12 protein-coding genes are annotated in these 9,367 nt (G+C 50.4%); all 12 read right to left on the reverse strand.

Features of this window, described 5'->3' with window-relative positions; translation table 11 throughout:
- Positions 1–67: 67 nt before the first annotated feature.
- Positions 68–559, reverse strand: coding sequence for a hydrogenase 3 maturation endopeptidase HyCI (locus PHW04_12625; protein MDD2716729.1), 492 nt, complete (start codon positions 557–559; stop codon positions 68–70).
- Entirely contained in the window at positions 525–908 is a 384-nt protein-coding gene (locus PHW04_12630; protein ID MDD2716730.1) for a 4Fe-4S binding protein, read from the reverse strand. Before PHW04_12630 ends, PHW04_12625 begins: the two co-directional genes overlap by 35 nt.
- A gap of 106 nt (positions 909–1,014) precedes the next feature.
- The gene (locus tag PHW04_12635) at positions 1,015–1,956 is read right to left on the reverse strand and encodes an NADH-quinone oxidoreductase subunit H (protein MDD2716731.1); all 942 of its coding nucleotides are present in this window, start codon (positions 1,954–1,956) and stop codon (positions 1,015–1,017) included.
- Entirely contained in the window at positions 1,957–3,189 is a 1,233-nt protein-coding gene (locus PHW04_12640; GenBank protein MDD2716732.1) for a nickel-dependent hydrogenase large subunit, read from the reverse strand.
- A complete protein-coding gene (locus tag PHW04_12645; protein ID MDD2716733.1) occupies positions 3,182–3,658 on the reverse strand; it encodes an NADH-quinone oxidoreductase subunit C in 477 nt (158 codons plus the stop codon). Before PHW04_12645 ends, PHW04_12640 begins: the two co-directional genes overlap by 8 nt.
- A gap of 22 nt (positions 3,659–3,680) precedes the next feature.
- Positions 3,681–4,109 carry an NADH-quinone oxidoreductase subunit B family protein gene (locus PHW04_12650; GenBank protein ID MDD2716734.1) on the reverse strand — a complete coding sequence of 143 codons (429 nt, stop codon included), beginning with the start codon at positions 4,107–4,109 and terminating at the stop codon, positions 3,681–3,683.
- Between the two features lie 65 nt (positions 4,110–4,174).
- Positions 4,175–4,507 carry a hypothetical protein gene (locus tag PHW04_12655; protein MDD2716735.1) on the reverse strand — a complete coding sequence of 111 codons (333 nt, stop codon included), beginning with the start codon at positions 4,505–4,507 and terminating at the stop codon, positions 4,175–4,177.
- Between the two features lie 2 nt (positions 4,508–4,509).
- Positions 4,510–4,827 (reverse strand): NADH-quinone oxidoreductase subunit K, encoded by a 318-nt coding sequence (locus tag PHW04_12660; protein MDD2716736.1) that lies wholly within the window; start codon positions 4,825–4,827, stop codon positions 4,510–4,512.
- Positions 4,824–5,309, reverse strand: coding sequence for an NADH-quinone oxidoreductase subunit J (locus PHW04_12665; GenBank protein ID MDD2716737.1), 486 nt, complete (start codon positions 5,307–5,309; stop codon positions 4,824–4,826). The genes PHW04_12660 and PHW04_12665 overlap by 4 nt, the downstream gene beginning before the upstream one ends.
- 3 nt (positions 5,310–5,312) lie before the next feature.
- Positions 5,313–6,740, reverse strand: a complete 1,428-nt coding sequence (locus tag PHW04_12670) for a proton-conducting transporter membrane subunit (protein ID MDD2716738.1) — start codon at positions 6,738–6,740, stop codon at positions 5,313–5,315.
- A 15-nt stretch (positions 6,741–6,755) separates the two neighbouring features.
- Positions 6,756–8,588: a proton-conducting transporter membrane subunit gene (locus PHW04_12675; GenBank protein MDD2716739.1), complete on the reverse strand. Its 1,833-nt coding sequence runs from the start codon at positions 8,586–8,588 to the stop codon at positions 6,756–6,758.
- Positions 8,585–9,367: proton-conducting transporter membrane subunit (locus tag PHW04_12680; protein ID MDD2716740.1), on the reverse strand; the 783-nt coding region annotated here is incomplete at its 5' end. The genes PHW04_12675 and PHW04_12680, both read right to left, overlap by 4 nt.

Below are 9,367 nucleotides of genomic sequence, written 5' to 3' on the forward strand. Positions count from 1 at the left end.
GAGACAGGACGGAGCAGGATTTAGAGCCAGCTGTGAGCGGAGTGATCAGCTGTGAAGCTGGATTAAGTTACTCTTTCCTGAATATCTTCCCAAGCATCCCGCTGATCTTCTTTGAGGCTTTGACAACAGCAGGGCAGGCCGGAGTATCTACAGTCAGGCTTTTCGGTTGAATGCCAAGCACAGTCACTTCGCAGCCCATGGTTTTGATGCAGTAATCCGCCAGGATTTTGATCGGCAGTCTGTGGGTGGAAAATGAGACTCCATCTATCCCGTCAAGGGTTAATATTTCCACTGATCCTGGTTTCTTTCCGAAATCTGCGGCATCGATGATCAGGATGTGGGACGGTTTGAATTTGCGGATTTCACCTGTTACGTTTTCTGGAGCTGTGAATCCTTTGAAAGTTTTCACAGGGATCCTGAAGGATTTTCTGACTCTGTCTATTTCCTGAATCGCGAGAATGCCTGCGATATCATCGCCTGCGTGTTCGGATCCTACGCCGAGTATGGCAAGTTTTCCGGAATTTTCAAGCTTTTTTTTCAGGGACAGGACTGTCGACATTGATATCGATTCGCAATGATTTTGTATCAAAAGCTGCCAGTTCGAACAGGCTAGTAATTTCCAGAGCTTTCTTGGGGCATGAATCCACGCATTGCCCGCAATAAATACATTTACTCTGGTCAAGTTCGCAGTCGAAGATCTTTTCTCCGGCCTTGATAATGGTGATCGCGCCGGAGGGGCAGTCCCGCATGCACATTTTGCAGCCGATGCAGAGATTCTTGTGAAAGCAGGGGCGTCCCCTGAATCCCTTAGGCATTCCGGACTTGTCAGTGGCCGGATAATCCAGGGTGGCGGGTTTTTTAAACAGCAGTCCCAGCACGAAATCAGTCATTTTTCCAGGTAGTTTCATAGGAATAGTTACAAAACTCCTTTTCGAGTGATTTGCATATTGAGGTCAGCCAATTCTGGCATTAGTTTTGTTAGTATTCCTTGAGCTTTTGTCATTTGCATGATGCTCATTTGGGCAGAAATCCTTTAATGAAAAGATTCAAGACTATCTGCAGGAAAGCCACTGGAGCGAGGTAAGTCCAGCAGAAGCTGATCATCTGATCTATACGCAGCCTTGCGACAACTGTGCGTGCCACAGCCAGCAGACAGATGATCAGGAGCGATTTCAGGATGTAAAGAACGAATCCGATGCCTGCTCCCAGATTCATGCCAAAGGGGAGGAATACTGCTGAAAGCAGCATGGCGCCGACAACCAGTTCGATGTCGAGGGCCATCCTGAAAAAAGCCAGGCAGCGCCCGGAGTATTCGGTGAACGGACCGGCCACGATTTCTGTTTCAGCGTCAGGAATGTCAAAGGGTGTCTTTTCGAGCTTTCCGAGCAGGCAGACAAGGGCTACAACGAAACCCGGCAGGTTGAATAAAACAAACAGCGGGTGGGTGCCGTAAAATAGAACGACCTTGGAGAGTGACCAGTCGTCTGCAAGCATCGCAGCGGCCAGTATCGCCATGAACAGGGGAATTTCATAACCGAAGAGTTGGGTCAGTGTGCGTACTGCGCCCACCAGTGAATAAATTGATCTCGAATACCACCCGCCCAGGAAAAAGGTGAAGGTGGGAATCGTAAGCAGATAAAGAATCACGATCAGGTCGCCGGAGAAGGAAAACAATGCCTGTGAACCCCAGATGGGAATATAAATAGAAGCTGTGATCACAGAAGCGAGCGCTAGAATCGGCATCAGCCTGAAGGCTTCTTCGTCCGCGCAGTCAGGGACCAGGTCTTCTTTGGCCAGCAGTTTCAGAAAATCCGCCCAGGGCTGAAACCAGGGTGGGCCTTTCCTGTTCTGCAGCCTGGCGTACATGATGCGGTCGACGTATTCAGCCGTCATCCCGAATACCAGGAGAAAAATGAAACCGGGAAAGATCAGGATTTGCAGAACAGATGTAACCATTTATCTCACCCCGCGCAATTCAAGTTTGCGATTGAGAGTCGCGAAGTCGATGCCTCGTTTCCTGTGCCAGTCGATGCCCATCTGCCGCACCTGCTCCCATTCAAAGGTTTCTTTGTTCTTGAAATCCTTAGTGACTGAAATCATCCTGTCCGTGCAGGAGAAGCAGGGATCAATCGCTGCGACCACGATCGGCAGGTCTGCGAGAAATCCGTCTTCCAGCATTTTGGCGACAGACTGGAGGTTGGACATGGTTGGAGCTCTGACCTTGACCCGCTCCGGTTTCTCAGAGCCGTTCCCTTTGACATAGTGAATGTCTTCGCCTCTGGGTGCTTCGTATCTGCTGACCGCTTCGTTGGCAGGGAATTTCCGGGGAGCTTTGACTGTGATAGGTCCTTCAGGCAGGTTTTTAAGAATCTGGCGAACCAGTTTGTAAGATTCCATCAGTTCTAAAAGGCGCACCACAGCGCGTCCGAATACATCGCAATGATTGTCTGTGATCACCTTGAAATCGAGTTCCGCATATGCTGCGTAAGGGTCGTCTCTGCGCACATCGTGAGGAACGTTTGACGCACGTCCTGTCGGACCGACAGCACCGAGTTTTACAGCATCCTCATGGCTGAGTTTTCCTACATTGGATAAGCGCTCGATCAGGGTGGCTTCTTCAGTCGCCACTCCAATGTAAAATTTCGTAGCCTCTTCAAGCTTATCGATGCCTGCGAGAATTTCTTTGATCTGATCGGCGTTGAGATCACGGCGCACACCGCCGATGGTGTTGATGCCGTAGTTGACACGATTGCCTGTAGTAGAAGCCAGCAGGTCCATCACGATTTCGCGGTCCCGCCAGGTATACATCAGCAGGGTGTCGAAGCCTACTTCATGGCCTGCCACACCCAGCCAGAGAAGGTGGCTGTGGATGCGTTCCAGTTCAGCGATCAGGGTGCGGATGTAGATGCCGCGCTTCGGGACTTCCAGCCCGGCTATTTCTTCCACTGCCTGAATGAAGCAGGTGGAATGGGAATGGGAGCAGATCCCGCAGACCCTCTCCAGCAGATACAGGCACTGGATAAAAGTGCGCTGTTCACAGGCCTTTTCAATTCCCCGATGATTATAACCGAGCATGATATTGGTGGAGGTGATTTTTTCGCCGCGCAACTGCATCAGAAAGCTGGCAGGTTCCTTTAAGGCTGGATGCTGAGGTCCAACCGGTATCTTGACTTCGCCGAATTTAGACATTGGCACCCCCATCAGCTTTGGCAGGATTCTTCGGCTGCCAGTTCTTACGCAGGGGATATTCTCCCGAAGGCCAGTCTTCAGGCAGGGGATAATGCCTGCCTGGTGGAAGATTCGCCACTTTAATCCCCAGCATGTCTTCGAGCTCCCGTTCGTAAATGTGCCCGCCAGGGAAAGTGCCTGTGATGGACTGAATGACGGGATTATCTTTAGGAATGTGAATTTTCAGATTCAAGACCATCTGCGCATCGCCGCTCAGATGGTAGATTGCGGCAAAATCGGTTCCTTCGTCCAGGCCGGTAATTGTGCAGAGATGAGTGAAGGAGATGGAATGTGCGAATTTCACGACTTCGATCAGCCGGTCCGGCGGGACTTCGACGAAAATCCGGCGTGCCCTTTTGATGACCAGCGAGTCTTTTAAAAATGGAAATTTATCACTCAACTCCTGTTTGACTTTTTCCTCTATCGCCATCTGTTTTCCTCCGAATCCAGCACTATTTCAGGCTTGATAAAAGTTTGGCCACCCCGTCGATGATCGCCTTGGGACTGGCCGGGCAGCCGGGAATGTAAGCCGATACCGGGATCGCCATGTTGATGCCGCCCTTGACGCAGTAGCAGCCGTTGAATACTCCTCCGCTGCAGGCGCAGGTACCGACCGCCACCACGAATTTCGGCTCAGGCATCTGTTCATATATCCTGATCAGCCTTTTTTCGATCTGTCTTGTGACAGGGCCTGAACAGAGCAGAACATCCGCGTGCCTTGGGGTGGCCATCAGCTTTACCCCGAATCTCTCCAGGTCATATCTGGGAGTAAGACTGGCAATAATCTCAATGTCACAGGCGTTGCAGGCTCCGGTGTTGAAATGCAGCACCCACGGTGATTTGATTCTAGCCCAGGTTACAGCTTTAGTGATTAAATCCATAGAGCCTCTTGTAAAATGTTGTTACTCACTATATTTTTGGCAGGCATTTTATTAATGTTTCCATTTCAGCTTTTCATCAGCTGTGACAGGCCGACAGCCATTACCAGAAGATAGGTGACGGCGATCGCCAGTGAGCCCATTGTTTCCGCGGGAATTGTGGTGATCATGAGAGTGGTTACATGCAGGATCGTGAAAAAATAAGCGAACTTGAAGACCTTGCTGTAATCCGGCTGGATCAGCTGGTCCGGGGCTTCTTCTCCGCAGGCGTAAGCTTTGCCTTCACCTGGGGCTTTATTCTTCCTGCTGAAAGCCAGTCCGGCCAGGAACAGGAAGAGCAGAATCGAAGAACCCAGCACAATCAAGAAAGCCAGCGGCGGAGAAAGCAGGATGTTTTCCATATCTATCCCTTCAAAGTCCTCAGTGAATTGGAACTGATGTTGTCATTATGCCAGAAGACATGCAGAATGATGCCGCCCGCGACTACAGCGACCACGACTTCGATCATGATCAGAGAGATGACCAGGGATTGGGTAAGGGCGGTTTTACCGGTGATATACCCGGCCAGGATTAGGGAAAGGGTCACGGCTTTGATCAAAATCTCAAGGCCGATCAGCGCTCTGATCAGATTCATGGTAGCCAGAACGCAGTAAATACCTGTGATGAAAATGAGCAGGATAAAAATGCTGAAGGGCCAGAACATCAAGGACAGGTCACTCATTTTCTGTGCTCCTTGAAAAAGATCAGCGTACTGATAACGCCGGTGAACAATACCAGGATCTGACCGATCAAATCCAGATGTCTCAGGTTCCAGATCACGTACCTGACGTCATCTGAACAAGCTACGGTAGGAATATCCAATTTCGGAATGATGTCATACAGGCTGAATACAAGGCCGATCAACCCCAGAAAAGCGGGAAGAGGCCAGAACTTGGAGATCCTTCTCTCCCTGAGTTCCTGGATTTCATCACGCCCGAGCCTGTGCGTGAAGCTGATTGTAATGATGAAAATCACCGGGATCAGCCCGGCACATACGGAAAGTTCGAAAACCGAGGCCAGGGGTGAGTCAAGCAGGAACATGATCAGCGCTAAAATAGCGCTTGTGATGGCGAGTCCGATCGCAGATCTCATCAGCGTCGAAGTCATCACCGTCCAGAGGGAGGTGAGCAGCAGCAGAGTCAAAAGTATTATAAAATGTACCATGTTTTACCCCAGCAGATTTCCGACCGGAAGGAAAAGAGCATTCAAGAAATAAACTACAAATACACCTGCAGCAACAATAATGCCTGCCAGCAGGACTTGGGGAATTACGATCAGCGGACCGGCTTCCCTGAGACTGGAAAGCTCAGGCCTGATTTTTCCGAAAAAGACTTTACGCTGCATTGTAAGCAGATAGGTCAATGTCAGAAGGCTGCTCAGCAGGGCGATACCGGCGTAATAATGGTGGCTTGACTGCCAGAGCGCCAGCACTATCAGAAGTTTGCTCCAGAATCCTGAAAGCGGCGGTACTCCGGCTGTGGATAAGAAAGCGATCGCTGAAGTGGCTCCCGTGAAAGGCATCCTCTCAGCGAGTCCTCCCATCTTGTCCATATCGACGGTCTGCAGGCGTTGCTCCACTCCTGCCGCGTTTACGAACAGAAGGGATTTGAAAATAGCATGATTGAACAGATGGAAAGCTGCTCCGGCAAGTGCCATCGGAGTCCCGCAGCCGAGGCCCAGTATGATGTATCCCACCTGGCTGATACTGGAATAGGAAAGCATCCGTTTGAAATTGTTCTGGGTGAGAGCTGCCAGCGCACCCACGACGATGGAAAGAGTTCCAAAGAACATCAGAACCGTCTGCAGGGGTACGCTGTATCCAAAAACTGAAAGTACCACCCTCATCAGCACATATACTCCGGTAACCTTGGTAACTATTCCGGCCAGGAACACTGAGACTGCTGATGGTGCAGAGGAATACGCATCAGGCAGCCAGCCGTGGAAAGGAACGAGTCCTGATTTAACGAACAGCCCGCCCAGGAACATGGCCAGGGCTAATTTAACCAGATCCGCCTGATCGCTGTTGACAATTGCATTATGGATAGTGTCGAAGGTGGTAGAGCCTGACAGCAGTATCAGCAGGGCGATCGAGATCAGCATGAAAGCTGTAGCCACTCCTGAGAGTATCAGATACTTGAAGGCACCTTCCAGTCCGGCCTGACCTTTTTCCATCGCGATCAGAATAAAAAGGGAGAGAGCAGTAGCCTCTACGAATATATACAGTGTAAAAATGTCGTTGGTCATGGTAGTGGCGTTCATTCCTATCAATGCCGCCAGCAGCAGGTTGTAGAAATGGATCTTTTCCGGTTCGGTTTCAATCGTTTCCCAGCCGGTCAGCGCAGTCACGAAAAGTACGATCCCGATCGACAGCAATACGATCAGGCTCAAACTGTCAGTGGAAAAGTTGAGGATGAACTTGGTGGAGAGAAAATTTTCGACTCCCTTCCCGACCGGGAGATTAGTCAGAACCACGAAAATCTGATAAACAGCCATCAGTGCAGTCAGGATCAATGCAATTCTTGCTCTGATCTTCAGAAATGGAAGATTTAAAAGAATCAGGAGCAGGATAGGTAACCAGATCAGCAGCGAATTCACTAGAGGACTCCCTTCTCAGCTCAAAAGAAACAATGTCAGCAGCAGGGATCCGATCAGCGACCATGCCAGGTACACTGAATAATTCCCTGTATGGCCTGCGCGGATGCCGAGCGAAACACCCACTCCGGCCTGCACTGAAACGTAATCGTAAATCCAGTCAATTAGGCGATCCATCAGATAGAGAACGGAAGCTGCAAAACCGACGAATTTCAAGCCGATTTCATAAGGATCGAAGAATCTGTTTTCAGCCTTGTCATACATTTCATTGAAAACTGGGGCATGGTGGATGTGGTCAGCCGCAGCTACACCGGAGCCGCCTTTCCTAAAGCCATATTGATGATTGAGCCAGGCTGCAGCCAGCACGACCAGGGTAGCAAGCACGAGCATCATGTTGGTTGGCAGACCTGAATAATCATTACCTGCCAGCCTGTCTCCCAGAATGGGCTGGATCAGGTTGCGCAGAGGCAGAAAGTTAAACAGGCCGAAGATCACGCAGGTCGCAGCGATCGTGATCATCGGGAGCAGCATCTGCCAGGGGGCTTCCTTGGTCTTTTCCAGGGTTTCACCGGATTTGCCGAAATATGCCGCATGCCCGAGTTTTAAAAAGGATGCGGCAGTGAGGAATGAGCCAAGCAAAGCGCCGAAATAATAGATAAAACCGCGTTCGAGCGCTCCGTCGTATACCAGTTCTTTGGAAAAAAATCCGTTGAAAGGAGGTACGCCCGAGATGGCTGCTGCTGCGATCACAAAGCAGGTGAATGTTATCGGCATCCTGGAGCGCAGGTTCCCGAGTTTTTTCAGGTCAGTGGTTCCGGCCTGGAGCTCGACCGCACCACCTGTAAGGAACAGGCAGCTTTTATACAATGCATGGTTGATCATATGGAAAAGACCACCGACAATCCCTGCAGGGACACATGTTCCGATCCCCAGAACCATGTATCCGACCTGACTGATCGCATGGAAAGAGAGGAGGCGCTTGTAATCCTTCTGAATGAGGGCCATCAGGACCGCGAACAGGATGGTCAGCACACCCAGTGTCATGAGAAGAGTGCTGAGCCAGGACTGCTCCTGCAGATTGAACATGTCAAGAGTGATCCTGGCCAGGAAATAAATGCCGAGCAGCTTTTCGAATGCCGCGGGGAAAAGGGCCATGAAGGGCAGGGGAGCTTCGATGGCTGCGTCCGGGATCCAGCTGTGGAAGGGCATCGCGCCTGCCTTGGAAATTGCGCCGATCATCAGAAAAATGAATGTTAAAGCACCAAGTCCTTCTGTGGTAAGATGAATTTTGGAAATGGTGAAAGTACCGGCGAGATGACCTGCCAGACCGATACCCAGCATCAGGCAGAGGTCTGAAACACCGACAATGATAAAGGCTTTGATGGCCGTCGGAAAAGCGTTTTTACTCCCGATCGCGATCATCCCGAGCAATGTGCAGAGTAAGCCTTCCCAGAAAAAGAGCAACAGGATCAGGTTGTCCGACAGAACCGCACCGTTAATAAAACCGACAGAGATCAGAAGATAGGAATAAAAATGATTCAGACTGTTTTTTCCGCTCATGAAAACACTGGAATAAAGCGTGACGAGGAAGGCGAAGAAGGAAGCGCCGATCAGGATGAATCCGCTGAACTGATAAAGGCGCAGCGAAAAATCGATGCCATAACCGGCCCATGGGACATCCAGCCGGAGTTCGCTGCCAAAGAGTTTGACGGCCATCACCAGGCAGGCGCCCGTTATCGCCAGGCTCACTGCTATCTTGACCTTATCATATAGTCGTCCGGTGAAGAACAGTATGATTCCGGCCAGAATCGGAGCGGTTATAAAATAGACAAGCATATGATTGAAGTTCATTTTGCAATCACCAGCATTTGGATTACTGCGGACTGTACAAGCCAGCCCGGATAATTAACCAGAATGCCGCCCGCGAGGGAGAGAACGGCAAGCAGGGCGACGCAGAACACCATGATCGATGTGCCTTCATGATGCGGATGCTCCAGTTTGGATTCACCCAGGAAAATAAGTCTGAATATTCTGAAGAGGTAAATGATAGTCATGACAGCTCCGAAAAGAAACATCAGGGAAACATAGATGTGTTCCTGCGCTGCTCCAGTCAGTACCATATATTTACTCCAGAATCCTCCGAAGGGAGGAATTCCCATTACAGATAGGGAACAGAATAAAAAAGAAAATGCGGTGATCGGCATCTGCTGGAAAAGTCCGCCCATTTTAGTGATATCCTTTGTCTTTGCGCTGTGCTCTACTATGCCTGCGCAGAGGAAGAGGCCGGCCTTGGCGAGGCCGTGCATCAGGATATAGAGCAGTCCTCCGGCGATCGCCAGTTCATTGCCTGCTGCAAGTCCGAGAAAGATAAATCCGATCTGACTGATAGTGGAATATGCAATGATGCGTTTCATATCGGTTTCAATCATTGCCGCTCCTGCCGAAATGAGAGCGCTCAGCCCCACGATGAAAAGGATCGCCGACTGCCAGAAAGCGCTCAGGATGAGGGTGACGATGAAAAGCCTTGCAAAAACGTAAACACCGATCTTGACCAGTACTGCAGCGTGCAGCAGTGCGGTAACCGGCGACGGTGCCACGCCTGCGTCAGGAAGCCAGGTCTGGAACGGAAG

This window comes from Candidatus Wallbacteria bacterium, from assembly GCA_028687545.1.
Lineage (GTDB): Bacteria > Muiribacteriota > JAQTZZ01 > JAQTZZ01 > JAQTZZ01 > JAQTZZ01.

Coding starts and splice junctions, on each gene's coding strand:
- PHW04_12625 (MDD2716729.1), bottom strand. CDS start 559: ATGTCGACAGTCCTGTCCCTGAAAAAAAAGCTTGAAAATTCCGGAAAA.
- PHW04_12630 (MDD2716730.1), bottom strand. CDS start 908: ATGAAACTACCTGGAAAAATGACTGATTTCGTGCTGGGACTGCTGTTT.
- PHW04_12635 (MDD2716731.1), bottom strand. CDS start 1,956: ATGGTTACATCTGTTCTGCAAATCCTGATCTTTCCCGGTTTCATTTTT.
- PHW04_12640 (MDD2716732.1), bottom strand. CDS start 3,189: ATGTCTAAATTCGGCGAAGTCAAGATACCGGTTGGACCTCAGCATCCA.
- PHW04_12645 (MDD2716733.1), bottom strand. CDS start 3,658: ATGGCGATAGAGGAAAAAGTCAAACAGGAGTTGAGTGATAAATTTCCA.
- PHW04_12650 (MDD2716734.1), bottom strand. CDS start 4,109: ATGGATTTAATCACTAAAGCTGTAACCTGGGCTAGAATCAAATCACCG.
- PHW04_12655 (MDD2716735.1), bottom strand. CDS start 4,507: ATGGAAAACATCCTGCTTTCTCCGCCGCTGGCTTTCTTGATTGTGCTG.
- PHW04_12660 (MDD2716736.1), bottom strand. CDS start 4,827: ATGAGTGACCTGTCCTTGATGTTCTGGCCCTTCAGCATTTTTATCCTG.
- PHW04_12665 (MDD2716737.1), bottom strand. CDS start 5,309: ATGGTACATTTTATAATACTTTTGACTCTGCTGCTGCTCACCTCCCTC.
- PHW04_12675 (MDD2716739.1), bottom strand. CDS start 8,588: ATGAACTTCAATCATATGCTTGTCTATTTTATAACCGCTCCGATTCTG.